The sequence below is a fragment of the Amycolatopsis nalaikhensis genome, from assembly GCF_030264295.1.
Lineage (GTDB): Bacteria > Actinomycetota > Actinomycetes > Mycobacteriales > Pseudonocardiaceae > Amycolatopsis > Amycolatopsis nalaikhensis.
Window position 1 is genome coordinate 5444484 of record NZ_CP127173.1, and the last position, 24345, is coordinate 5468828.

Consider the following 24345-nt stretch of genomic DNA (forward strand, 5'->3'; position numbering starts at 1 on the left):
GCCGCCGGTTCACGCCAAAGACGGGGCCGGTGATCTCGTGCCTGGTTACGTTGCCGGCCTGCGGTTGGCGACGAAGACGGGGCCGGTGATCTGGTGCCTGACTTGCTTTGCCGGCCGCCGGTTCGCGACGAAGCCGGGCCCGGTCAGGCCAGCAGCACCTCGACCCCCGCCGCCTCGAAAGCCGCCACCTGCTCCGGATCCGCGCCCGCATCCGTGATCAGCTGATCGACCATCGCCGTGTCGCAGATGCGGGCGAATGCGTGGCCGCCCAGTTTGCCTCCGTCCGCTATCACCGCCACGTGGCGTGCCTGGCTCGCCAGCAACCTGTTGATGCTTGCCTCTCCCTCGTGGTGTGCGTACGCCCCTCGCTCCGCGTCGAATGCGTCCACTCCCAAGAACGTCAGGTCCAGCGTTATCTGGTCGAGGAACAGGCTGGCCAGTGGCCCGGTCAGCTCGAACGAGTGCTGGCGGGCCACGCCTCCCGTCACCACGATCTTGATGTTCGGCCTCACCGCCAGCTCGTGGGCGATGTTCAGCGCGTTCGTCACCACCGTCAACGCCTGCGTGCTGCCCGCCAGCTCCGGGCTCAACGCCAGCGCGCGCGCCACCTCCGTGCTCGTTGTGCCGCCGTTGAGCCCGATCACCATGCCGCGCTCGACCAGGCCGGCCGCCGCTGCGCTGATGCGCTGCTTCTCCGGTGCCTTGCGTGCTGCCTTGTGGCGCAACGGGAGGTCGTACGCCACGTTGCCGGCTACCGCCCCTCCGCGGGTGCGGGTCAGCAGCTGGCGGCCCGCCAGGTGGTCCAGGTCGCGGCGGATCGTCGCCGGGGAGACGTCGAGCTCCTCCGCCGATTCCTCGACGTCGATCTTTTCCCGCTGCCCCACCATGTCCAGCAGTGCGCTGAGCCGTTCGTGCCGGTCCAACCCCGCCCCCTTCGCCGCCCTTTTCCCGGACGATCCAAGGTAGTCAGAGCGAGCGGAGGAACGCCAGCGATGGCATGAAGAAGTAGTCGCCGCCCCGGAGGGTCACCGATTGCGGGACCGGGTCGGCCGTGCGCTGTGCCGACCCGCCCCAGTCCACCGTGTAGTCCGATGGGCCGCGCGTGCCCTGTCCGATCACCGGGTCCAGGCCCGGTGTCACGCCCTCGACGATCGGGAAGCCCGGGTTGTCCGCCCAGATCGCCTGCGTGAACTCGAACTGGTTGCCCAGCACCGAATTGAAAGCCATGAACAGCAGCCCGACCCCGCCGCTCGGGCGCGCCGCCGGTGGGACGTCGGCGTTCGGGTCGTCCGGCCGCTCGCCGTAGGTGACGCCGCGGCGGGCCATCAAGTGCAGCCGCTCGTCGGCGGGTTCCTCCGCGCCGCCGGAGCCGCGCGGGTTCGTCTTCCGGATGTGCGCCTGGAACGGGCACTTGAGCGCCGCGCGGTCGCTGTCGTAGGTGAAGTTGTTCGACACCGGGCTTTCCGCGCCGTCCTCGCGCTGGGTCGTGAGCGGGGTGCCGTCCTCGAACCGGCCGATGAGCATCGCCCCGGCGCGCTCGCGGTCGTCGCCGGTCAGCCCGAGCGTGTCGGCCAGGTCCGCCTCGGCCTGCTTGAACCGCCGCACGTTCTGTTCGAGCTTGCGGAAAACGAAGTAGCTGCCGAAGTGCACCCCGGGATCCGGCGCGGCCGTGTCCGGCACCAGCACCTGAGAAAGCGGGGCGGCCGGGTTCCACACGTTGATGCCGTCGGTGTTGTTCTTTTCGGCGTCGACGTCCTCGGTGAGGAAAAGCGGCTGGCTCCGGCCGTCGACGTACCCGAAGTGCTCGATGCCCTCGCCGCGCGCGTTGACCCGGCCGAGCCCGGTTTCTTCGGCCAGCACGGTGACCGAATCCGGCAGCAGGCCGAGGATTTCGTTGCGCCGCGCGGTCATCGCCTTGTCGGTGGCGTCCCCGACCAGCACGACGGCGTGGATTTCCCCGCGATAACCGGGATCGAACGTCGAGTGCGGCGGGTCGTTCAGCTTCCGCCGCGTCTCGGCCGCGGCCATCCCCCGCAGGAAGGCCTCGTCCTGCGGGAAGTTCTCGACCCCGAGAACGCGGTAACCGGCGGCGGTGAGCCCCGCGCCGACGTACGGCGTGCCCGCGGCGCCTTCGGCCTTGAACGCACCGACCTCGTCGAGGTGCGCCTTGGCGGACTTCATCTTCCCGGTGAGCGAAACCAGGAAAGTCCGCGCCTCCGCGGCGTCCCCGAACGCGAGGAACAACGCGGAAAGGTGGTCGCGGACGTGGGCCTTGAGGATGTTCGGCTGCAGTTCGCCGAGCATGGTCGCGGCATCGCCGGTGGCCGTGGTCCAGGACAGCGTGGTGGACAGATCGACACTCATTTCGGGTCCCCTTCCGTGTAAACCGCCTCGAAGGCGGTGCACGGCCGGCCGAAGCCCCCTTCGCCGGCCGTGCCCCCTGGATCCAGAGTGCCGCGTCGCGTGGCCGCCGTGCCACCGGTTTCCGGGATTCACACGAAAGATTAAGTTGAACGTGGAATCGTCAACGGAATCCGCAGAACGGCACCCGTCCTGGCCACCGACACTCAATTTCGGTTGTCCGTTCCGGCGCCGGCCCCCGGCTCGTCGCCGCGTCCCCGGCGGCGACGCAGCCGAAGAGCGCCGTAGCCGAGCGTTGCCCCGGTGAGCAGGCTGCCCGCCACGACGCGGACGACGGTGTCGTGCACCGCTTGCTTGACCAGCGGGGCGAGCGCGCCCGTGAGCGCGCAGGCGATCACGACGGTCGCGATCAGCACCAGCGTCAACGCGATCAGGGCGTCCCGGCGGATCGTGCGATCGCGGACCCAGCCGTCGACGACGCCGCTCCACAGCGTCGGCGAGTCGGCGTCGGACCGTGACAACCCCCGAACGGTGTCGGGTGCCGCCGGGCCCGGCGTGGGAGACTGAGGGTTGTCCATGATCTGGGTGTAGGGGTGAAACCGCTGGTCAGCCCACGAGAATTCGTTCGGCGGAAAGTCGTGGGGTGCCGGCCGCGCGGGGACTTAGAAGGTTCATGTCCGTGCCGCACAGGATCCGGCGGAGGAGGGAGGCGGGGGTGCCGAAGGCTGGGGGGTCGGCCGGCGGTCAGCCGCCGCGGCGCCTGCAACCCGAGACGGGCACGGCCGAGCTGTTCAGCTTCGTGGAAGGCCTGCTGGAGCAGATCGACACCGGCGGCGAGACGATCGCCGAAGAGAAGGAAGAGGCCGATCGTGCCCGAACCCGGCTGGCTCGTCTCGGCGCTGACGCCGACCTCTACCGGCTCCTGGCCGAGCGCGGCTTCGCCGGCGTCGAGTACGAGGTGTTCCGCTCCGAACTGGCCGCCTACGCCGTGCCGGTCATCCAGTCCTTCATCCGGCGCAAGATGATCTACACGATGTGCGCGCGTGCGGGTCGGCCGGTGGCCGCCTCGGGCCGGGTCCGGGAGTACCTGACCCGCCACGTCGATGACCAGCTCGAGCTGGCCTGCGAGACCATCGCCCACGGCCTGCGGTTGTTCGAGCGCTACGCCCTTCACGGCGGCGGCTGGTCACCCGAAGGTGGAGCGTCGCTGAAGACCTACTTCATCGGCGCCTGCGTGCGCTCGTTCCCGACCGCGTTCAAAGGCTGGGCCGCCGATTACGACCCGGACGCCCGCGCCCTGCGGTTCCCTTCGGCGTACCAGTCCGAACTCCGTGCGGACGACGATCCCGCGGACGAGGTCGTGAACCTGCTGCGGGTGTAGGACTACCTGGACGGCATGACGCCGACGACCCGGGGCATCGCCGCGAGAATCGCGTTGCTCGCCGAAACGCGGAAAGAAGCCGCCGAAGCACTGGGGATTTCCGAGCGGGCGGCGGAAGGGCACGTCTACCGGCATCGCAAAGAAGCGCGACGCCGTGACCGGGGGCGAGGTGAGGCATGAACGACATGGACAAGCGGCGCGACGAGATCGAGGACCGGCTCCAGCTGCAGGCGACGGCGGCGCGCCTCGCCAAGGTGCTGGAACGGCTGGCGGAAAGCGGCCGCTTCCGGCGCGACGAGTTGCCCGGTCTCGATGCGTTGCGGCAGCTGCGCGCGCGCCTCGCCGACACCGGCGCGGCGCGAGCGGGTTCGGACGAGCTCGCCGACATCGCCGAATTCCTCCGGCTGCTCGAGCGGTCCTCACTCGGCACCCCGGCCTCGCAGCGGATTCGCCAATCTCCCTCTCCGCACGTCGTCGCCGACATCCTCGCCCGGACCGACGAGCTGCTCGGCAAAGGCGGATCGGCGGCCAAGCCACCGGTGATTCCCGCGTACTCGTGGGAAACGATCCGGGTGGTGGTGATCGAGGATCCCCGGTGGAAGCCGGAGAGTTCCCTGCACCACTGGCTGCGCTCGAACGCCGGCCACGGCATCGAGGTCGACAGCCAGGTTTCCCGCGACGTCGCCGGGCTGGTCAAGTACGCCGACAGGCTGAAGGGCGGTGGCTGGCCCGATCGCGTCGTCGTCCTGCTGGACATCGAGCGCTCGGCCACGATCCGGGAAGTCGCGGAGCTCGGCCACCGCCCGGTGGCGCTGGCGTTGACGACCGCCGCCACGCCGACGCAGGTACTGGACGCGATCGCCGCCGGAGCCAAGGGTGTCCTCGCTGAACTCCCGTCCCGGGCCGACGTGCTGGGCGCCATCAAGACGGTGTCCGCGGGTGAAACGTACCTCTCGGCATCCGCTGCCGAGGTGATGATCGACTACGACGCCGTCCGGCACCCGGGACGGCACCGCGACGACGAACTCTCGTCGTCGGAAGTGGAGGTGTTGCGGCTGGTGGCCGCGGGGCACTCGCACTACGCCATCACGGCCCGCCTCGGCATCAGTGAGAGCACGGTGCGCTCATGCCTCGATCGAGCCCGCGACAAGGTCCGGCACCAGCGGACGATCGACCTCGCCGCGGAGGCGACCGGGCGCCGGCGGCTGCATCGCAAGCCGCCGCGGTTCTGACGCGGCGGAGAAGGGCGAAGGTCGCTCGGCGAGGAAAAGGTGGGACAGCGCCGACGGAGGTGGCGACTTTGACACCTCCGCCGACGCCGGGCTTTACGCGATCGGCCGGTCCGTCGGCGCGATCGGGGCCGGGAGGATGTCCCGGCCGGTCAGGTACGCGTCCACGCCCGCCGCCGCGCTGCGGCCCTCCGCGATCGCCCACACGATCAGCGATTGGCCCCGGCCCATGTCGCCGGCCACGAACACGTTGTCCAAGCTCGTCTTGAACGCCTTGTCGCGGGCCACGTTGCCGCGCGCGTCCAGCTCGACGCCGAGCTCCTCGATCAGCCCCTTCTTCTGCGGCCCGAGGAAGCCCATCGCCAGCAGTACGAGCTGCGCGGGCAGCTCGCGTTCCGTGCCGGGCACCGGCACGAACTTGCCGCCCTCGTTGCGGACCTCGACCAGCTTCAGCGCCCGCACCCGGCCGTTGTCGTCGCCCAGGAACTCCTGCGTGTTCACCGAGTACAGCCGCTCGCCGCCCTCTTCGTGCGCCGAGGACACCCGGTAGATCATCGGGTACGTCGGCCACGGGTGCGCGTCCGAACGGGACTGCGGTGGCCGGGGCATGATCTCCAGCTGCGTCACCGACCGCGCGCCCTGGCGGTGCGACGTTCCGACGCAGTCGGCGCCCGTGTCGCCGCCGCCGATCACGACCACGTCCAGCCCCGATGCGTCGAACGGCGACGACTCCAGGTCCCCGGACGCGACCCGGTTGGCCGGCGGCAGGATCTCCATCGCCTGGTGGATGCCGTCCAGCTCGCGGCCCGGGATCGGCAGGTCGCGCCAGTCGGTCGCGCCACCGGCCAGGACCACGGCGTCGTGGGCCAGCAGCTCCGAAACCGGCATGTCCACGCCGACGTTCACCGACGTCCGGAACTCGGTGCCCTCCGCCTCCATCTGCGCGAGACGGCGGTCCAGGCGGCGCTTCTCCATCTTGAACTCGGGGATGCCGTAGCGCAGCAGCCCGCCGATCTTGTCGGCCCGCTCGAGGACCACGACGCTGTGGCCCGCGCGCGTGAGCTGCTGCGCCGCGGCGAGTCCCGACGGGCCGGACCCGACGACCGCGACCTTCTTGCCCGTGCGCACCGCCGGGATCTCGGGCGTCACCCAGCCCTCGTCGAAGGCGCGGTCGATGATCGAGATCTCGACCCGCTTGATCGTCACCGGGTCGTCGTTGATGCCGAGCACGCACGCGGTTTCGCACGGCGCCGGGCACAGCGTGCCGGTGAACTCCGGGAAGTTGTTCGTCGCGTGCAGCCGGTCGATCGCCTGCCGCCAGTCTTCCCGCCAGGTCAGCGTGTTCCACTCCGGGATGAGGTTCCCGAGCGGGCAGCCCTGGTGGCAGAACGGGATGCCGCAGTCCATGCAGCGGCCCGCCTGCTTCTGCAGCTTCGTCGTGGCGAAGTCTTCGTAGACCTCTCGCCAGTCCATCAGCCGCAGGTCGACCGGGCGGCGCTTCGGCTCTTCGCGGGTGGTGGTCAGAAAGCCCTTGGGGTCAGCCATGTGCGGCCTCCATGATCGCCTCGTTCACGTCGCGCCCGTCGCGCTCGGCCCGCGCCTGGGCGGCGAGCACGCGCTTGTAGTCCTTCGGCATGACCTTCCCGAAGCGGTCGACTCCCGCGTCCCAGTCGGCCAGCAGCTCCCGCGCGACCGCGGATTCCGTTTCGTTGTAGTGCTTTTCCAGCGTCTCGCGGAGGAAGTCCGCGTCCTCGGAGTCGAGCGGGTCGAGGTCGACCATCTCCGGGTTGACGCGGTGCGCGGGCAGGTCCAGCACGTACGCGACGCCGCCGGACATGCCGGCCGCGAAGTTGCGCCCGATCGGGCCGAGCACGACCATGCGGCCGCCGGTCATGTACTCGCCGCCGTGGTCGCCGACGCCCTCGACGACGGCCAGCGCGCCCGAGTTGCGCACGCAGAACCGCTCGCCGACCTTGCCGCGGATGAAGATCTCACCGCTCGTGGCGCCGTAGGCGATGACGTTGCCGGCGATGATGTGGTCCTCGGCGGCGATCCGCGCTTCCTTCGGCGGCCGCACGATCAGCCGTCCGCCGGAGAGACCCTTGCCGACGTAGTCGTTGCCGTCGCCGAACAGCCGCAGCGTGATGCCCTTCGGCACGAACGCGCCGAACGACTGGCCCGCGGTCCCGGTGAAGGTGACGTCGATGGTGTCGTCGGGCAGGCCTTCGCCGCCCCACCGCTTGGTCAGCTCGGAGCCGAGCATGGTGCCGACGGTCCGGTTCACGTTGCGCACCGGCAGTTCCAGCCGCACCTTGTCACCGGAGTTCAGCGCGCCCTCGGCCAGCTGGATCAGCGTGTTGTCGAGCGCCTTCTCCAGGCCGTGGTCCTGCTTGGTCTGCTGCAGGCGCAGGCCGGCCGGGGCCATGTCGGGCACGTGGAAGATCGGCGACAGGTCCAGCCCCGAAGCCTTCCAGTGCTCGATCGCCTTGCGCTTGTCGAGGAACTCGGCGTGCCCGACCGCCTCGGCGATCGACCGGAAGCCCAGCTCCGCCAGGTACTCGCGCACTTCCTGGGCGATGAACTCGAAGAAGTTGACGACGTACTCGGCCTTGCCGCTGAACTTCTCGCGCAGCTTGGGGTTCTGCGTCGCGACACCGACCGGACACGTGTCGAGGTGGCAGACGCGCATCATGATGCAGCCCGACACCACCAGCGGCGCGGTCGCGAAGCCGAACTCCTCGGCGCCGAGCAGCGCGGCGACGACGACGTCGCGACCGGTCTTGAGCTGGCCGTCGGTCTGCACGACGATGCGGTCGCGCAGCCGGTTGGCCAGCAGCGTCTGCTGCGTCTCGGCCAGGCCCAGCTCCCACGGGCCACCCGCGTGCTTGATCGACGACAGCGGCGACGCGCCCGTCCCGCCGTCGTGACCCGAGATGAGCACGACGTCCGCGTGCGCCTTGGACACACCCGCGGCGACCGTGCCGACGCCGACCTCGGACACGAGCTTCACGTGGATGCGCGCGTTCGGGTTGGCGTTCTTCAGGTCGTGGATCAGCTGGGCCAGGTCCTCGATCGAGTAGATGTCGTGGTGCGGCGGCGGCGAGATGAGGCCGACGCCCGGCGTCGAGAACCGCGTCTTCGCGATCCACGGGTACACCTTCGCGCCGGGCAGCTGCCCGCCCTCGCCGGGCTTCGCGCCCTGCGCCATCTTGATCTGGATGTCGTCGGCGTTGACGAGGTACTCGCTCGTGACGCCGAAGCGGCCCGAAGCGACCTGCTTGACCGCGGAGCGACGCTCAGGGTCGTACAGGCGCTCCGCGTCCTCGCCGCCCTCACCGGTGTTCGACTTGCCACCGAGGCGGTTCATCGCGATGGCCAGCGTCTGGTGCATCTCCATCGAGATCGAGCCGTAGGAGATGGCGCCGGTGGCGAACCGCTTGACGATCTCGGAGACCGGCTCGACCTCTTCGATCGGCACCGGCGCGCGCTTGCCGTACTTGAAGTCGAACAGCCCGCGCAGCGTCAGCAGCTTCTCGGCCTGGTCGTCGACGGCCTTCGTGTACTCCTTGAAGATCTCGTACTTCCCGGAGCGCGTGGAGTGCTGGAGCTTGAACACCGTCTGCGGGTTGAACAGGTGCGGCTCGCCCTCGCGGCGCCACTGGTAGTCCGCGCCGGTCTCGAGCTCGCGGTGCGACGCCCGGACGCCGTCGGCCGGGAACGCGTACTTGTGCCGCTTCGCGACCTCGTCGGCGAGGGTCTCGAAGCCGACGCCGCCGAGGCGGGACGTCGTGCCGGCGAAGCAGGTGTCGATGACCTCTTCGCCGAGCCCGATCGCTTCGAAGATCTGCGCGCCGGTGTAGGACGCGACGGTCGAAACGCCCATCTTGGACATCGTCTTGCGGACGCCCTTGCCGAGCGCCTTGATCAGGTTCTGCGTCGCCTGCTTCGGCGTCACGCCCGGGATCAGGCCCTGGTGGGCCATCTCCTCGACGGTCGCCATCGCCAGGTACGGGTTCACCGCGGCGACGCCGTAGCCGATCAGCAGCGCGATGTGGTGCACCTCGCGCGCGTCGCCCGCCTCGACGATGAGGCCGACCTGCGTGCGCGTCTTCTCGCGGACGAGGTGGTGGTGCACCGCGCCGGTCAGCAGCAGCGAGGGGATCGGCGCGTGGTTCTCGTCGACCCCGCGGTCGGACAGCACGATCAGCCGCGCGCCGTCCTCGATCGCCTCCGAAACCTCGGCGCGGATCTCGTCGAGCCGCTGGACCAGCGCCTCGCCGCCGCCGTGGACGTTGTACCGGCCGAGCACGGTGACCGCCTGGAACTCCGGCAGGTCGCCGTCGTCGTTGACGTGCACCAGCTTGGCGAGCTGGTCGTTGTCGAGCACCGGGAAGGGCAGCACGATCCGGCGGCACGACGACGCGTCGCCCTCGAGGAGGTTCGGCTCGGCGCCGATCTGCGTGCCGAGCGCGGTGACGAGCTCCTCGCGGATGGCGTCCAGCGGCGGGTTCGTCACCTGGGCGAACAGCTGGATGAAGTAGTCGAACAGCAGCCGCGGCCGGCTGGACAGCGTCGCGATCGGCGAGTCGTTGCCCATCGAGCCGATCGGCTCCGCGCCGGTGCGGGCCATCGGCTCGAGGATGGCCTCGAGCTCCTCCTCGGTGTAGCCGAACGCCTGCTGACGGCGGACGAGCGCGGCGTGCAGCGGGATCTCGCGGTCGCGTTCGGGCAGGTCCTCCAGGTGCAGGAGACCGGCCTCGACCCACTCGTCGTACGGGTGCGCGGTGGCCAGCTCGCCCTTGATCTCCTCGTCCTCGACGATCTTGCCCGCCGCGGTGTCGACCAGGAACATCCGGCCGGGCTCGAGGCGGCCCTTGCGGACGATCGTCGCCGGGTCGATGTCGAGCACGCCGACCTCGGAGGCGAGCACGACGAGGCCGTCGTCGGTCACCCAGTATCGGCCGGGGCGCAGGCCGTTGCGGTCGAGCACGGCACCGATCTGGGCGCCGTCGGTGAAGGCGACGAGGGCCGGGCCGTCCCACGGCTCCATCAGCGTCGAGTGGAACTCGTAGAACGCGCGCCGCGCGGGGTCCATCTCCTGGTGGTTCTCCCAGGCCTCCGGGATCATCATCAGGACGGCGTGCGGCAGCGAGCGGCCGCCGAGGTGGAGCAGCTCCAGCACCTCGTCGAAGGACGCCGAGTCGCTGGCGCCGCGGGTGATGACCGGGTAGATCCGCTTGAGGTCGCCCGGGATCAGGTCGGTCTCCAGCAGTGCCTCGCGGGCGTCCATCCAGTTGCGGTTGCCGCGCAGGGTGTTGATCTCCCCGTTGTGCGCGACGTACCGGTACGGGTGCGCCAGCGGCCACGACGGGAACGTGTTGGTGGAGAAGCGGGAGTGCACCAGGCCGATGGCGCTGGTGACGCGCTCGTCGGTCAGGTCGGCGAAGAAGCGCTCGACCTGCGGCTCGGTGAGCATTCCTTTGTAGACGATCGTGCGCGAGGACAGTGACGGGAAGTACACGTCGTCCTCGACGAGCTCGTGCTCGGCGCGCTTGCGGACGCAGAAGGCGCTGCGCTCGATGGCGAGCGGGTCCGCGTGCTCCGGCTTCGGGCGGCGCGCGGCGAGGAACAGCTGCGTGAAGTGCGGCATCGTCTCGGCCGCGGTCGGCCCGCAGTGCTCGGTGTGCACGGGCAGCTCGCGCCAGCCGAGGACGCGCATGTCCTCTTCGGCGGCGATGCGCTCGATGGTCGTCATGGCCCGGCCGCGGCGCTTTTCGTCCTGCGGCAGGAACGCGGTGCCGACGGCGTACATGCCCGGTTCGGGCAGGTCGAAGTCGACGACGTCGCGGTAGAACTCGTGCGGGATCTGGATCAGCAGGCCGGCACCGTCACCGGTGTCGGGTTCGGCGCCCCGCGCCCCGCGGTGTTCCAGGTTGCGCAACGCGACCAAGGCCTTGGCGACGATCGAATGGTCCCGACGTCCGGTCAGGTCGGCGACGAAGGCGACACCGCAGGCGTCGTGTTCGTAGTCGCTCCGGTAGAGGCCCTCGGCCTCGGCGTTGCTGAGCTGCTCCCGGGACGGGGGCAGGGAACTGGCACGGTGGGTCACGGCTGGCCGCCTCCCAAGGCGTTGGCGCGACCGGTACTCACTCCATCGAGTGGTTCGAGCTGAACCGGTTAACGAAGTGGTCCGGTACCGCGATGGTCAGTCGAGAACAGTTGCTGTTGTCGGCGTTGGTGTGTCGCAGTGCAAGATGCCCGCGCTGCGCCGGCCGAGCGTCGATGCTCGGAAACCGGACGCGGGTCATCTGGGAGGCCGCACAACGCTGGGCAGCCGAACATGTCGGGTCCTGCGCACGCGCTCGAACCGGCCACTGTGGTGGGGGCCGACGTGAGCGCGCGGTGTTACTCCCGGGTTCGCCGGGTCTTATGACGATAGTGTGAATTCGCTGTTATCGACATACGTCGTTGCCCCCGCGTGGGAAATGCCACGGTTGCGTTGACGTCCCCGAGGGTAGTCCCATATGTCGGACTGGGGCTCCCGAAGGTCGGGCCTTATGCTCGTTGACCTGCGAAAACGTCTGTCTCAAGTGGCCTGGGGCACGTGTCGCGGCCCGGTTCCGGGGTGAGAAGCTGAGTGCATGGCGGACTTGTCCGATGACTGATCGTTATCTCTCCGTGGCTCGTTCCGGGGTGCACGAGCTCGAGATCAAGCGCTCCCGGTTCCTCTGCGCGCTCGCTCCGGTGACGTCGGAGGAGGCCGCGCGGGAGTTCATCGCGGCCCGCCGCCGGGCCGATCCGGGTGCGCGGCACCACTGCCACGCCTTCGTGCTGGGGCCGGACGGGCGGACGCAACGGTCCAGTGACGACGGTGAGCCCGCCGGGACCGCGGGGACGCCGATGCTGGAGGTGTTGCGCCGCCGGGAGCTCACGGACACCGTCGCGGTGGTGACGCGCTACTTCGGCGGGGTGCTGCTGGGTGCGGGCGGACTCATCCGCGCGTACGGACAGTCCGTTTCGGACGCCGTGGAAGTTGTTGGTGTACTAGAACACCGGCGTCTCAGTCTGGTGGAAGTCTCGGTGAGCTACGACCGCGCGGGCCGTCTCGAGAACGACTTGCGCGCGTCGCCGTACTTGGTGCACGCGACGCGGTTCGACGAGCGGGCGCGGTTCGAGATCGGGCTGGCGCCGGGCGAGGCGGAGACGTTCGCGAGTTGGCTGGCGGACTTGACGAACGGCGAGGCGTCGACGACCGAACTCGGCGAGCACTGGGTGACGGGCTGAAGGGGACGTTCATCGCATCTGATGAGCTGAAGGGGACTTTCCTCGCATCAGATGCCAGCAACGTCCCCTTCAGCCCGCGCGGGCGGGTGGTCCACCGGGGCTGACTGGTCCGGTCCGGAACCGCTTGGCGCGCAACGGACTTTCGGTGCTTCCGCGTCAGGGTCCTTTCGTGGCACCATGTCCTGCCACCGAGTTCCGGTACCACTTCGATCCCTGGACGTTGTCGGCGCATCATGCGCGCTGACAACGTTGTCACCGTGTCCGACAACGTTGTCGGGCGACAAGGAGAGGACAGGTTCCATGTCCGGACCACTCGCCAGACGGCTGCGCGCCGCCGTGCTCGCGGCCGCCGTCGTGGGCGCGGGGCTCGCCGCGACCACGGCGACCGCCGAAGCCGCGACGCTCGCCCTCACGCAGTACGTGAACCCCTTCATCGGCACCGACAACAGCAACTCGCCGAACCCGGTGCCCGGCGGTGCCGGCGGCAGCACCTACCCGGGTGCGGCCGTGCCGTTCGGGATGGTGCAGTTCAGCCCGGACACCCCGACCGCCTCGCCGTCGGGCTACCGCTACAGCGACACCAGCGTCGAAGAGTTCAGCCTCACCCACTTCAACGGCGCGGGCTGCCCCAACAACGAGGACCTCGGCCTGCTGCCGATCACCGGCGCGATCGGGACGTCGCCCGGCACCGGCTGGACCGGCTACGCGGGCCGCTACACGAAGGCGAACGAGTCGGCCGCGCCCGGCTACTACAAGAACAAGCTCGACACCTACAACACCACCGTCGAGCTGTCGGCCACGAAGCGGTCCGGCTTCATGAAGCTGACCTACCCGAACACGACGTCCGCGCGGCTCTTGGTCAACACCAGCCGCAGCGCCACGGGCAGCCGCAGCGGGTCGATCAGCATCAGCGGCAGCCAGGTCACCGGCTCGGTGACCGGCGGCGGCTTCTGCGGTTCCTCGAAGACGTACCAGATCTTCTACGTCATCCAGTTCGACCGCGCGCCCAGCGGGTTCGGCACCTGGCTCGGCGGCACCGTGAGCGCCGGGTCGGCGAGCACCAGCGGCACGAACTCCGGCGGCTACGTCACTTTCGACACCTCGAGCAACACCACCGTGCAGGCGAAGGTCGGCATCTCCTTCGTCAGCCTGGCCAACGCGCAGGCGAACCTCGCCGCCGAGAACCCCGGCTTCGACTTCGCCGGGATCAGAAGCGCGGCCGACACGAGCTGGAACAGCGTGCTCAACCGCGTGCAGGTGACCGGCGGCGCGGCCGCGGACCTGCAGAAGTTCTACACGGCGCTCTACCACGTGTTCCAGAACCCGAACATCGCCAGCGACACCAACGGCCAGTACCGCGGGTTCGACCAGGCGGTGCACACGGCGTCGCACCCGGTCTACCAGAACTACTCCGGCTGGGACATCTACCGCTCGTGGGCCGCGTTGATCGGGCTCGTGGCCCCGAACGAGGCGAGCGACATCGCGAAGTCGATGGTGCTGGACGGCCAGCAGGGCGGGCTGCTGCCCAAGTGGTCGCACAACAGCAACGAGCACTTCGTGATGACCGGTGACCCCGGCCCGATCGTGGTCGGCAGCATGTACGCGTTCGGCGTCCGCGGCTTCGACACGGCGGCCGCGTTGACCTTGATGGACAAGAGTTCCAACGGCGGCACGACGCAGGGGCAGTCGATCCGCGGCCGGGAAAGCGGCTACCTCAGCCGCCACTACATCTACGAAGACCCGTCGGACTCGCTCGAGTACTCGGCGTCGGACTTCGCGATCGCGCAGTTCGCGAAGTCGGTGGGTGACACCACGAAGTACAACACCTACATGCAGCGCGCCCAGTGGTGGCAGAACGTCTTCGGCACCGACTCGGGCTACATCCAGCCGCGCGGCAGCACGGGCACGTGGGCGTGGCCGGTCGTGCCGTCGAGCAACAGCGGGTACACCGAGGGCAACCCCTCGCAGTACACGTGGATGGTGCCCTACAACTACCAGGGCCTGATCAACCTGATGGGCGGCCCGAAGACGGCGGTCCAGCGGCTCGACCACCACTTCACCCAGCTCAACGGCGGCCTGACCCAGCCGTACTTCTACATCGGCAACGAGCCCGAGCACGGCGTGCCGTGGGCGTACAACTACGCGGCTTACCCGCAGGGCACGAGTTCGGCGGTGCGGCGTGTGATGACCGAGTCGTTCACCACCGGCCCGGGCGGCCTGCCCGGCAACGACGACCTCGGCGCGACGTCGGCGTGGTACGTCTTCGCCGCGCTGGGCATGTACCCGGCGACACCGGGTGCGGACGTCCTGGCCCTGCACGGCCCGCTGTTCCCGTCGGCCTCGATCATCCGCCCGAGCGGGACGATCCAGATCACCGGCACCAGCGCGGGTCAGGGCGCGCAGTACGTGCAGAGCTTGAGCGTCAACGGGACCGCGACGACCAAGTCGTGGATCCGCTACGGCGACATCGCGGGCGCGTCGACGCTGAACTACTCGATGGGCTCGTCGCCGAGCGCGTGGGGCACGAACGCCTCGGACGTCCCGCCGTCGTACAACGACGGGTTCACGCCCCCGCCCGCCGCGCCGAACCTCGGCACGAACCTGGCGCAGGGCAAGGCCGCCACCGGCTCGACGCCGTGCAACTCGGCCGAAGGCGCGGGCAACGCCTTCGACGGCAGCCTGGCGAACAACAGCAAGTTCTGCACGCTCGCCGCGACGAAGTTCCTGCAGGTCGACCTCGGGTCCGCGCAGAACGTGTCGGCGTTCGTGGTCAAGCACGCCGGGCTCGGCGGCGAGACCACGGGCTGGAACACCGGCGCGTTCACGATCCAGACCTCGGCCGACGGCAGCACGTGGACGACGGTCGCGTCGGTGACCGGGTCGCGGGCCAGCCGCACGTACCACCCGATCACGACGCGGTCGGCCCGGTACGTGAAGCTGAACCTCACCACCCCGGCCAACGACGGCAACGGCGCGGCCCGCATCTACGAGTTCGAGGTCTACCGCTGACCCCGTCGTGAGTGTTTAGGGCGGTTAGTACTCCAGCTGTAGTTCGTGATCTTGCTGGAGGGGGCCGGTGAGATGGGTGCGGCCACCACGTGATCATGGTGTTTGTGAAGACAACTCAAGATCATGTGGTGGCCGCGGCTGCCAGCGTAGACCCTGCGGGGTGGCAGTCGCTGCTGGGTGAGATGTTCGTGCGGGTGGGGCACCGGTTCGCGCGGGTGGAGTCGCGTCGCCGCGCGGGGCGGTTCGTGCAGGGGCTGCTGGCCGGGCTGGTTCGGGTGAACTGCTGGACCATCGCCGAGGCTGTCGGGGACACGACCCCGCATGGGATGCAGAACCTGCTCTCGCGCGCGAGCTGGGACGTGGACGGGGTTCGTGACGACCTGCGCGAGGTCGTGGTCGAGCAGCTGGGTGATCAGGATGCGATGCTGGTCATCGACGAGACCGGCGACCTGAAGAAGGGCACCGAGTCGGTCGGAGTCCAGCGGCAGTACACGGGCACGGCGGGCCGGATCGAGAACTCGCAGATGTCGGTGTTCCTGACGTATTCCACCCCGGCCGGGCATACGTTCATCGACCGTGAGCTCTACCTGCCTGAAAGCTGGGCCGAGGACCCCCGGCGCCGGGACCGGGCCGGAGTGCCCGCCGGGACCCGGTTCACCACGAAATCCCGGCTCGCGTTGGCCATGATCACCCGGGCGCTGGACGCGGGCGTGCGGGTGGGGTGGGTGACCGGGGACGAGGCTTACGGCAAAGACGCTGCCGGCCTGCGTGATCCGCTCGAACAACGCGGACAGGCCTATGTGCTGGCCGTGGCCTGCGACCATCGCATTCCCGGGCCCGGCAGGCAGAGCGTGCGAGCTGATGAGCGGGCGGCCGCGCTGCCGAAACGGGCCTGGCAGAAGCTCTCCGCCGGAGCGGGCGCGAAAGGCCGGCGCTACTACCTGTGGGCCCGCATCCGGCTGCACCCCGCGGGCACCACCGGTTATCACTGGATCCTGATGCGCCGCAACCGGCGCACCGGGGAGACTGCGTTCTACCGCTGTTACAGCCCCCGCCGCGTCTCGCTGGCCAAGCTCGCCCGCGTTGCCGGGCGTCGCTGGACGATCGAGGAAACCTTCCAGACCGGCAAAGAACTCACCGGCCTGGACGAGCACCAGGTCCGCACCTGGACCTCCTGGTATCGCTGGACCACGCTGGTCATGCTGGCCCACGCCTTCCTCGCCATCGCCGCCGCCCATGCCCGCCACACAAAACCGCATGAGGGCCTGATCCCGTTGACACGCAACGAGATCAGGCACCTCTACGCCCAGCTCATCCTCAAGCCAGCCCGCCGCGTCGCCGACATCCTGGCCTGGTCCACCTGGCGCCGACGACACCAACATCACGCCCGGCAAAGCCACTACCAGCGACGACACGAAAACCCAGCACCCGATCACGAACTACAGCTGGAGTATTAGAACCGCCCTAAACACTCACGAGCGGCGGGCGGCGGCCCATTCGTCGCGGGTGATGGCGTACTCGACTTCGCCGTGTTCGCTGCCCGGGGCTCGCTCGTGCTCGGGGAACTCCTCGAAGTACGTGCGGACGAACCGCATCCCCAGCTTTTCCATCACGCGCCGGGAGCGCTGGTTCACCGTCATGGTGAACGCCGTGACGCGCTTGACCCCCAGTTCGGTGAAACCCTTGGCGAGCAGCGCCGCCGAGCCTTCGGTCCCGTAGCCCTTGCCCCACGCCTTCTGGTGCAGCCGGTACCCCAGCTCCGGCTCGTCCACCGGGTCTTGCGGCCGCGGGCGGAAATGGAACCACCCCAGGAAATCGCCGGTGCTCTTCTCGATCGCCGCCCAGAACCCGTAACCGGGGAAACGCTCGTAGTAACCGAGGAACGCGGGGAGGTCGAGGGTGACGATCTCCGTCCGGTTGGCCGGTGCGCCCCCATTGAGGTACTTCATCACGGCCGGGTCGTCGTACAGCTCGAACAACGCGTCGGCGTCGTTCTCGGTGAACCGGCGGAGGATCAACCGCTCGGTTTCGAGGAATACGTGCATCGGGTGATGCTGGCAGCGCCCCCGGTGCGTGGCAACGCTATTACGCGGCGGTGGCGAGGACCTCGCCCAGCGCCAGCGAACCGGCCTCGGTGAGCAGCGCGGGCACGCGCTCGCCGCACTTGCCGGGGTGGGCCGGCGCGATCAGGCCGAGCCGCGCGAGCCGGTGCACGGTGGTCTGGTCGCAGCAGCTCAGGCCGTCGATGAACAGGTCGGGCTCGCAGCTGCAGCTGATCTCGGCGTGGCCCCCGGCCACGGCTCTCAACGTGGCCCGCTCACGGTGGTTCAGTTCGGTGATCATGGCGGCGCCTCCTTCCCGTCGTGCTCATTAGACGCCCCACCACCGACAGTTTCCGCCTCCCAGCGTGCGAATCCGGGTATTTCAGGGGTGCACGTAGGGGTGGCGTGTCGCGGCTTTCCGGGTGATCCCCGGATACCCCTAGGGAAGGGGTTCAAGCGTCGTCTTGCGCAGGTGGCGGAAAACGATCGACGTCCGGAACCCGACGATCTCCCGGCGCAACGCCAGCCGGTCGGTGAGGAATGCGTGCAGCGCGTCGATGTCCGGGGTGGTCACTTCGATCAGGAAATCGTCGCTGCCCGCGGTCACGTACACCGACAGCACCTCCGGCAGCTCGGCGATCGACCGCTGGAAGGAGTCGATGACCGCCCGGCTCAACGGCCGCACCTGCGCCGTGACGAGCGCCCGGACGCCGCGGTTGAGGCTCGCCAGGTCGACGTCGGCGTGGTAGCCGCGGATCACGCCGCGTTCGCGCAGCAGCCGGATCCGCTCGAGGCACGTCGAGGGCGCGATGCCGACCTTGCGGGCGATGTCGCGGTTCGTCTGCCGGGCGTCTTCCTGCAAGTGCCGCACGATCGCCGAATCAAGTTCGTCGAGCACCGTGATCACCTCCGCGTCACCGAATTTAGTTCGGCGACAAGTCGACAAGGCCGATGATCACTCTAACTTCTGACGGTATGACCGCACATGAGCAGCTCGTAGTCCGGAACGGCCGTCGATCCGGCATTCCCACCATGGTCGCGATCCACTCGACCGCGCTCGGCCCCGCCGTCGGCGGCTGCCGCTTCAAGCCGTACGCCACGCTCGAAGAAGCCATCGGCGACGTCCTCCGCCTGTCGGCGGCCATGACGGCCAAGTGCGCCGTCGCCGGGCTCGCGTTCGGGGGCGGCAAGAGCGTCATCGCGCCCGAGCCCGGGCGGGTGCTCTCGCCCGAGGAGCGCCGGGCCGTCCTGCTCGACCACGCCGACCTGGTCGCCGAGTTCGGCGGCGCCTACCGGGCGGGCCCGGACGTCGGCACCGGCCCGGCCGACATGCTCGTCCTGCGCGAGGCCTCGCCGTACGCGTACTGCACGCCGGAGTCGGCGGGCGGCACCGGGTCCTCCAGCGGCCCGACGGCCGTCGGCGTGCTCGCCGCGCTGCGGGCGGCGGTCGGTTCGGCGGACCTGGCGGGCCGCCGGGTGGTGATCAGCGGCTACGGCTCGGTGGGCGCCCACCTCGCGGCGAGCCTGCAGGCGGCCGGGGCCGACGTCGTCGTCTCCGATCTCGACCCGGCCAAGCGCGCCGACGCCGTGCACCAGGGCCTGACCTGGGTCGAGCCGGAGAAGGCGCTCACCCTGACCGCCGACGTCGTCGTCCCGGCGGCGGTCGGCGGGGTGCTGAGCCCCGAGACGGTGGCGCGGCTCGACACGCCGCTCGTCGTCGGCCCGGCCAACAACCAGCTGACCGACGACGGTGTCGCCGACCTCCTCGCCGCGCGCGGTGTCTTGTGGATCCCGGACTACGTCGCCAGCGCGGGCGGGATCCTGTACACGCTTTCGCGGGAGGCCGAAGGGCTGGACCACGAGGCCGCGCTCGCCCGCGTCGAGACGATCGGACAGACCGTCACGGACCTCCTGGACGCCGCGAAGGCCAACGCGACCACCCCGCTGCACGAGGCGGCCGCGCTGGCCCGGCGCCGGCTCACTTCTGGTGCGGGGCCACGTACTCCTTAGCCTCGGGCGCTTCGAACAGCGGCTTGACGTACTTGACGCCGCCCTCGGCGGAGGCGTCCGGGGTGGCCGCGTAGACCTGGCGCGTCGCCGGCGTCCCCGGCTTGGAGAAGTCGAGCGCCGCGACCAGGTCGTCCGTGCTCGCCGACGTCGTCTGCTTGAGCGCCGCGGCGATGCCGTCGCGGGTGAGGTCCTTGTTCTCGCAGGCCTTCTTCAGCACCGCGCCCCACACCTCGCCGACCGCGTAGCCGTAGGGAACCCCGCCGTTCGGCGTCTCCTTGTAGGCCGCCTTGTACTTGGCCGCGACGTCCTTGGCCTTCGGCAGGTCGGCCGAGAACGGTACGCTGCTGGCGACGATGGTCAGCTTGTCCAGCGCCCCGGCGGCGGGGCTCTTCAGCAGCGCCGGGTCGAACGTCGGGTTGTTGCCCAGCACCGGCACGTTCAGGCCGAGCGCCTTGTTCGCCCCGACCGTCGAGCCGGTCTGCGTCGGCGTGGTGGTCAGCACGATCGCCTTGACGCCCGCGCCCTTCAGCCCGGTGACGACGTTGGTCAGGTCGCTGTCGGTCGAGGTGATCTTCACTTCCTTGACCGTCAGGTTGTGCTTCTTCGCGTAGAACTGCGACCCGCGCAGGCCGTTCTTGCCGTACTCGCCGTCGATGTAGACGTGCCCGATCGTGTCGCCATCCTTGATCAGCCCCTGCTCCTGCAGGTACGACAGGCCGTCGATGATCTCCAGGTCGTAGGTGGTGCCGACGATCATCACGTACGGGTTGTCGAGCAGCTCCGACGACCACGACGCGGGCGCGGCGACGGTCTTGTCGGTGGCCAGGTTCTGCTTCAGCGCGGCCACCACGGGCGAGCCGAGCAGCTGCACGAACCCGAGCACCTTCGGCTCGACCTGCGGGTACAGCGTCTTCGCCGTGTCGGCCTTGTAGCCGTGGTCGACCTGCTCGAGCTTCACCTGCCGCCCGCAGACGCCGCCGGCCGCGTTGAAGTCCTTGGCCCACAGCTCGTTGCCCTGGGTGATGCCGAGGCCGAGGTTCTTGAACACGCCGGACTTGTCGGTCATCACGCCGAGCGTGACCTCGGTGGCCGTCACCCCCTTGCCGGTCTTGACGCCGGAGCTGTCCGAGCCCGACGAGCCCGAGTCACCGGCTTTGGTGCTGCAGGCGGACAGGACGAGGACGGCCGCCAGCGCCGCCGCCGCGTGTGTGCGTTTCATGATTCCTCCGGGGGTTGACGGCGATGACGTCTCTGGGTGATCCGGCGGCCGATCGCGGCGAGCCCGCCCGGCTCGAACAGCACGACGAGGATGATCGCGGCACCGTAGACGAACGAGCTGACGAGGATGGGGGTCAGCGCGCCGTCGCCGGTGCCGGTGAACCAGCCGAGGTCGGCCGAGTAGAGGGCGAGCACCTGCGGCAGCCCGTTGACGATCAGCGCGCCGACCAGCGCGCCGGGCACCGAGCCGAGCCCGCCGATGATGACCATCGCGAGGTAGGCGATGGACACGTTGATGCCGTAGGTGCCGAACTCGCTTTCGTCGGGCTTGAGGATGTCGAACCACAGCACGGTCATCGCGCCGGCGAGACCGCCGTAGGCCGACGAAACGGCGAACGCGCCCGCCTTGGCGCGCAGCACGCTGACGCCCATCACCGCGGCCGCGGCCTCGTGGTCGCGCACGGCCCGCCACGACCGCCCGACCCGGCCGCGGACCGCGCCGCGCGCGATCACGAACGCGAGCACGGTGAGCAGCAGGAACAGGTACCACATCCGTTCGGCCTGCTGGATCGGCACGCCGAGCAGGGTGATTTCGGGGCCGTCGTTGGTGAACGGGAAGCCGAACAGCGAGAACGACGCCGGGGTGCGCCCGGTGGACGTGCCGCCGGTGAGCTCTTCGGCCGACTGTCCGAAGTAGAGCCCGAGGAACACCAGGGCGAGCGAGGCGACGCCGAGGTAGATGCCGCGCAGCCGGCCGGCGACCGGGGCGAAGGCCAGCCCGAGCAGGGCGGTGACGACCACCGCGCCGACCAGCGACAGGCCGGGGTCGAGGCCGAAGCCGACCACGCGCTCGTCGCCGGTCGGTCCGGACAGGACGGTGTAGGCGGTGCCGCCCGCGAGCAGGAAGAACGCGTGGGCCAGGGAAAGCTGCCCGGCCTGCCCGACGACCAGGGTCAGCCCGATCGCGCCGACCGCGCCGATCATCATGTACTGCCCGGCTTTCAGCCAGGCCGAGTCGAGGTAGAGCGGCAGGGCCAGCAGGACGACCAGGAGCACGAGCCAGCCCGCGGTGCGCACCAGCTTCGCCGGGTCGCGGTGCGGCCGCGGGGCCGGTGCGCCGACCGCGGGTGGGCTGTCCACTTCGGACACAGCACTCTCAGACACGGGTGCGCTCCCTCGTCCCGAAGAGCCCGGACGGCCGCACCACCAGGACCACCAGCATCACCAGGAAGACCGCGCTCTTGGAAAAGTCGAACGAGACGTACTGCGCGGACAGGGCCTCGACGATGCCGACGACGAGCCCGCCGACCACCGCGCCCGCCGTCGAGTCGAGCCCGCCGAGGATCGCCGCGGGGAACGCGGCCAGCGCGATCGAGTGCGTCCCGCGGGACAGCCCGGCGCCGGAGAAGTCCTGCGTGGCGATGAACAGCACCGCCACCCCGGCCAGCAGCCCGGCGACCAGCCACGCGGTCGCGGTGACCCGGGAGCTGCGGATGCCCATCAGCGCGGCGGCTTCGCGGTTCTCCGCTTGGGCCCGCATGGCCACGCCCCAGTTCGAGTACTTGAAGGCCAGCCAGAACGCCGTGATCAGCAGCGCGGCCACGCCGAGGGCGACCAGGTGCGTGCGGAACAGCGTGATCCCGCCGATCTGGAACGGCTTCGCGTCCCAGGCGCCGCCGAGGAAGGGCAGCGTGACGCCGAGGCGGCGCACGATCTCCTCGGTGACGATGACGTCGACGCCGATCGTCAGCAGGGCCAGGCTGTTCGCGTCGGCGTGCCGGGACCGCGACAGCAGCAGCCGTTCCACGAGCAGGCCGAGCAGCCCGGCGGAGACGATGCCGACCAGCGACGCGCCGACCCAGCCGAGCGCGTCCCGCGTCACCACGACGAGGTAGCCGCCGAAGAGCACGAGCGAGCCGTGCGCGAAGTTGACCACCTCGGTGGCCTTGAAGATGATCACGAACCCCAGCGCCAGCAACGCGAACACCGCGCCCTTGCCGAGGCCGTTCACCACGAGCTGCAGGAATGTGTTCACGCCGCCTCCGTGCCCAGGTAGGCCTTGATGACGTCCGGGTCGGACTGGACTTCCGCGGGGGTGCCGTCGGCGATGCGGCGGCCGAAGTCGAGCACGGTGACCCGGTCGGCGATGCCCATCACCAGTCCCATGTCGTGCTCGACGAGCAGGATCGAGATGCCGAGCTCGGCGCGGATCCCGCTGATGGTGCCGGCCAGCTCCGCGGTCTCCGACGCGTTCATCCCGGCCGCGGGCTCGTCGAGCAGCAGCAGCACGGGTTCGACGGCGAGCGCGCGGGCCAGGTCGACGCGCTTGACGGCGCCGTAGGGCAACGCGCCCACGGGTACGTCGGCGACCGGGCCGAGCCCGAGGAAGTCGCAGATCTCCCTGGCCCTGGCCGAATGCCGCCGTTCGGCGCGGACCGTCCACGGCAGCCGCAGCCCGACTTCGAGGAACCCGCCGCGGGTCAGCGCGTGCCTGCCCAGCATGACGTTGTCCAGCACGGTCGAGCCGGGGGAGAGGGCGGCGTTCTGGAACGACCGCCCGACGCCGAGCCCGGCGAGCTTGTGCGGCGCGAGCCCGGTGAGGTCGGTCCCGCCGAGCAGGACGCGGCCGGCGTTGGCCCGGTAGAGCCCGCTGATCACGTTGAAGCAGCTGGACTTCCCGGCGCCGTTCGGCCCGATCAGCGCGTGCAGCGAACCGGACGCGACGGTGAAGCTCACGTCGTCGAGGGCCCGGATCCCGCCGAACCGCAGGGCGACGTTCTCGACGCGCAGCTCTTGGGGGGTCCGGGTGGCGAAGCCTCCGGCCGAAGCCTCGGTCGACGTCGGCGACTCGGGCGGCGTCATCCGGCCCACCTCGACAGGGTCCGGCCCGCGAGGCGTTCGCGCGCGGTTTCGGCTTCGGCCATCGCGGTCTCCTCCGACTCGGCGTGCCCGCCCAGGTACAGCCGCTGGACGTCCTGGCTGGCGGCGAGCTCGGCGGCGGTCCCGGCCAGCGCGACCCGGCCGACCTCCAGCACGACGGCGTGGTCGGCGACGTCGAGGGCCATCACGGCGTTCTGCTCGACCAGCACCACCGCGGTGCCCTGGTCGTGGATCTCCCGGATGGTCCGGCCGATCTGTTCGACGATCTTCGGCGCCAGCCCCAGCGACGGTTCGTCGAGCAGCAGCAGCTTCGGCGCGGACATCAGGGCCCGGCCGATCGCGAGCATCTGCTGCTCGCCGCCGGACAGCAGCCCGGCGCGCTGCTTGGCGCGTTCGGCGAGCACGGGGAACAGCTCGTCGACCCGCTTGCGCGCGGCCGTGCGGTCGGCCGCGGTCCGCGCGCCGATGCCGCCGGCACGCAGGTTCTCCTCGACGGTCATCCGGGCGAAGACCTGCCGTCCTTCGGGCACGCCGACGACGCCGAGCCGGACGATCCGGGCGGGGTCGAGCTTGCCGAGCGCGTGGCCGTCATAGTGGATCTCCCCACCGGAGATCGCGCCGCGGTGCATGCGGAGCGTACCCGAGACGGCTCTGAGCAAAGTGGACTTCCCGGCGCCGTTGCTGCCGAGCACGGCCAGCACGCCGTCGGCGGGGACGTCGAGGTCGATGCCGTGCAGGGCGGCCGTCGACCGGCCGTACCGCACCCGCAGACCACGGACGGTCAGCACGAACTCACTCCAGGCCGCAAAACGCCTCCTCCACTCGTGTGACCTGAGTCACGGTCGGTGGCGGTCATCCTGCGATCAGGCGCGGCTCTCGGACACCCCCACCTGGAGACCCCGACGGACACAAAACGGACACGGCGCGGCCC

The 24345-nt window shown here is 69.9% G+C and carries 19 protein-coding genes; 6 read left to right on the forward strand and 13 right to left on the reverse strand.

The annotated features are described in order from the left end of the window. Positions 1–143 precede the first annotated feature (143 nt). From QP939_RS26900 to QP939_RS26910, 3 genes are all read right to left on the reverse strand, one after another. Positions 144–923 carry a DeoR/GlpR family DNA-binding transcription regulator gene (locus tag QP939_RS26900; RefSeq protein WP_285448936.1) on the reverse strand — a complete coding sequence of 260 codons (780 nt, stop codon included), beginning with the start codon at positions 921–923 and terminating at the stop codon, positions 144–146. Positions 924–966: 43 nt separating this feature from the next. Then, positions 967–2364 carry a Dyp-type peroxidase gene (locus tag QP939_RS26905; protein WP_285448937.1) on the reverse strand — a complete coding sequence of 466 codons (1398 nt, stop codon included), beginning with the start codon at positions 2362–2364 and terminating at the stop codon, positions 967–969. Between the two features lie 203 nt (positions 2365–2567). Next, positions 2568–2882 carry a hypothetical protein gene (locus QP939_RS26910; RefSeq protein ID WP_285448939.1) on the reverse strand — a complete coding sequence of 105 codons (315 nt, stop codon included), beginning with the start codon at positions 2880–2882 and terminating at the stop codon, positions 2568–2570. A 194-nt stretch (positions 2883–3076) separates the two neighbouring features. Between QP939_RS26910 and QP939_RS26915 the strand changes: the two genes are divergently transcribed. After that, positions 3077–3742, forward strand: coding sequence for a hypothetical protein (locus tag QP939_RS26915; protein ID WP_285448941.1), 666 nt, complete (start codon positions 3077–3079; stop codon positions 3740–3742). Between the two features lie 176 nt (positions 3743–3918). Next, on the forward strand, positions 3919–4974 hold the full coding sequence (locus QP939_RS26920; protein WP_285448942.1) for a LuxR C-terminal-related transcriptional regulator: 1056 nt from the start codon (positions 3919–3921) through the stop codon (positions 4972–4974). Between the two features lie 93 nt (positions 4975–5067). Here QP939_RS26920 and QP939_RS26925 read toward each other — a convergent pair whose 3' ends face one another. Both QP939_RS26925 and gltB read right to left on the reverse strand, forming a co-directional pair. Continuing rightward, on the reverse strand, positions 5068–6516 hold the full coding sequence (locus tag QP939_RS26925; protein WP_285448944.1) for a glutamate synthase subunit beta: 1449 nt from the start codon (positions 6514–6516) through the stop codon (positions 5068–5070). Continuing rightward, positions 6509–11080, reverse strand: a complete 4572-nt coding sequence (gene gltB, locus QP939_RS26930; RefSeq protein WP_285448946.1) for a glutamate synthase large subunit — start codon at positions 11078–11080, stop codon at positions 6509–6511. Before gltB ends, QP939_RS26925 begins: the two co-directional genes overlap by 8 nt. A gap of 548 nt (positions 11081–11628) precedes the next feature. Between gltB and QP939_RS26935 the strand changes: the two genes are divergently transcribed. The 3 genes from QP939_RS26935 (at position 11629) to QP939_RS26945 (ending at position 16721) form a co-directional block, all read left to right on the forward strand. Further along, positions 11629–12255 (forward strand): YigZ family protein, encoded by a 627-nt coding sequence (locus QP939_RS26935; protein ID WP_285448948.1) that lies wholly within the window; start codon positions 11629–11631, stop codon positions 12253–12255. Positions 12256–12555: 300 nt separating this feature from the next. Next, positions 12556–15264 carry a GH92 family glycosyl hydrolase gene (locus tag QP939_RS26940; protein ID WP_285448950.1) on the forward strand — a complete coding sequence of 903 codons (2709 nt, stop codon included), beginning with the start codon at positions 12556–12558 and terminating at the stop codon, positions 15262–15264. A 182-nt stretch (positions 15265–15446) separates the two neighbouring features. Continuing rightward, positions 15447–16721 (forward strand): IS701 family transposase, encoded by a 1275-nt coding sequence (locus QP939_RS26945; RefSeq protein WP_285459667.1) that lies wholly within the window; start codon positions 15447–15449, stop codon positions 16719–16721. A 15-nt stretch (positions 16722–16736) separates the two neighbouring features. On the opposite strand, the gene QP939_RS26950 is transcribed toward QP939_RS26945, so the two are convergent. The 3 genes from QP939_RS26950 to QP939_RS26960 all read right to left on the reverse strand — a co-directional run bounded on the left by QP939_RS26950 (position 16737) and on the right by QP939_RS26960 (position 18204). Further along, complete coding sequence (locus tag QP939_RS26950; protein ID WP_285448951.1) at positions 16737–17309, reverse strand: GNAT family N-acetyltransferase; 573 nt, start codon at positions 17307–17309, stop codon at positions 16737–16739. Positions 17310–17349: 40 nt separating this feature from the next. After that, a complete protein-coding gene (locus QP939_RS26955) occupies positions 17350–17607 on the reverse strand; it encodes a hypothetical protein (protein WP_285448953.1) in 258 nt (85 codons plus the stop codon). Positions 17608–17745: 138 nt separating this feature from the next. Next, the gene (locus tag QP939_RS26960; protein ID WP_285448954.1) at positions 17746–18204 is read right to left on the reverse strand and encodes an Lrp/AsnC family transcriptional regulator; all 459 of its coding nucleotides are present in this window, start codon (positions 18202–18204) and stop codon (positions 17746–17748) included. Positions 18205–18281: 77 nt separating this feature from the next. Between QP939_RS26960 and QP939_RS26965 the strand changes: the two genes are divergently transcribed. Then, entirely contained in the window at positions 18282–19316 is a 1035-nt protein-coding gene (locus tag QP939_RS26965; RefSeq protein ID WP_285448956.1) for a Glu/Leu/Phe/Val dehydrogenase dimerization domain-containing protein, read from the forward strand. Here QP939_RS26965 and QP939_RS26970 read toward each other — a convergent pair. The 5 genes from QP939_RS26970 to QP939_RS26990 are packed head-to-tail and all read right to left on the reverse strand — an operon-like array spanning position 19285 to position 24202. Beyond that, positions 19285–20535, reverse strand: a complete 1251-nt coding sequence (locus tag QP939_RS26970; RefSeq protein ID WP_285448957.1) for an ABC transporter substrate-binding protein — start codon at positions 20533–20535, stop codon at positions 19285–19287. The two genes, QP939_RS26965 and QP939_RS26970, sit on opposite strands and share 32 nt — an antisense overlap. Continuing rightward, a complete protein-coding gene (locus QP939_RS26975; RefSeq protein ID WP_434219578.1) occupies positions 20532–21698 on the reverse strand; it encodes a branched-chain amino acid ABC transporter permease in 1167 nt (388 codons plus the stop codon). The genes QP939_RS26970 and QP939_RS26975 overlap by 4 nt, the downstream gene beginning before the upstream one ends. Continuing rightward, complete coding sequence (locus QP939_RS26980; protein ID WP_285448959.1) at positions 21691–22569, reverse strand: branched-chain amino acid ABC transporter permease; 879 nt, start codon at positions 22567–22569, stop codon at positions 21691–21693. The genes QP939_RS26975 and QP939_RS26980 overlap by 8 nt, the downstream gene beginning before the upstream one ends. Further along, positions 22566–23396 (reverse strand): ABC transporter ATP-binding protein, encoded by an 831-nt coding sequence (locus tag QP939_RS26985; protein WP_414641707.1) that lies wholly within the window; start codon positions 23394–23396, stop codon positions 22566–22568. Before QP939_RS26985 ends, QP939_RS26980 begins: the two co-directional genes overlap by 4 nt. After that, positions 23393–24202, reverse strand: coding sequence for an ABC transporter ATP-binding protein (locus QP939_RS26990; RefSeq protein WP_285448962.1), 810 nt, complete (start codon positions 24200–24202; stop codon positions 23393–23395). Before QP939_RS26990 ends, QP939_RS26985 begins: the two co-directional genes overlap by 4 nt. Between the last annotated feature and the right edge of the window lie 143 nt (positions 24203–24345).

Bases quoted from the DNA above. Each gene is read 5' to 3' on its own strand.
- QP939_RS26905 (WP_285448937.1), bottom strand. From the start codon at position 2,364: ATGAGTGTCGATCTGTCCACCACGCTGTCCTGGACCACGGCCACCGGC.
- QP939_RS26920 (WP_285448942.1), top strand. From the start codon at position 3,919: ATGAACGACATGGACAAGCGGCGCGACGAGATCGAGGACCGGCTCCAG.
- QP939_RS26925 (WP_285448944.1), bottom strand. From the start codon at position 6,516: ATGGCTGACCCCAAGGGCTTTCTGACCACCACCCGCGAAGAGCCGAAG.
- QP939_RS26935 (WP_285448948.1), top strand. From the start codon at position 11,629: ATGACTGATCGTTATCTCTCCGTGGCTCGTTCCGGGGTGCACGAGCTC.
- QP939_RS26940 (WP_285448950.1), top strand. From the start codon at position 12,556: ATGTCCGGACCACTCGCCAGACGGCTGCGCGCCGCCGTGCTCGCGGCC.
- QP939_RS26945 (WP_285459667.1), top strand. From the start codon at position 15,447: ATGTTCGTGCGGGTGGGGCACCGGTTCGCGCGGGTGGAGTCGCGTCGC.
- QP939_RS26950 (WP_285448951.1), bottom strand. From the start codon at position 17,309: ATGCACGTATTCCTCGAAACCGAGCGGTTGATCCTCCGCCGGTTCACC.
- QP939_RS26955 (WP_285448953.1), bottom strand. From the start codon at position 17,607: ATGATCACCGAACTGAACCACCGTGAGCGGGCCACGTTGAGAGCCGTG.
- QP939_RS26965 (WP_285448956.1), top strand. From the start codon at position 18,282: ATGACCGCACATGAGCAGCTCGTAGTCCGGAACGGCCGTCGATCCGGC.
- QP939_RS26970 (WP_285448957.1), bottom strand. From the start codon at position 20,535: ATGAAACGCACACACGCGGCGGCGGCGCTGGCGGCCGTCCTCGTCCTG.
- QP939_RS26985 (WP_414641707.1), bottom strand. From the start codon at position 23,396: ATGACGCCGCCCGAGTCGCCGACGTCGACCGAGGCTTCGGCCGGAGGC.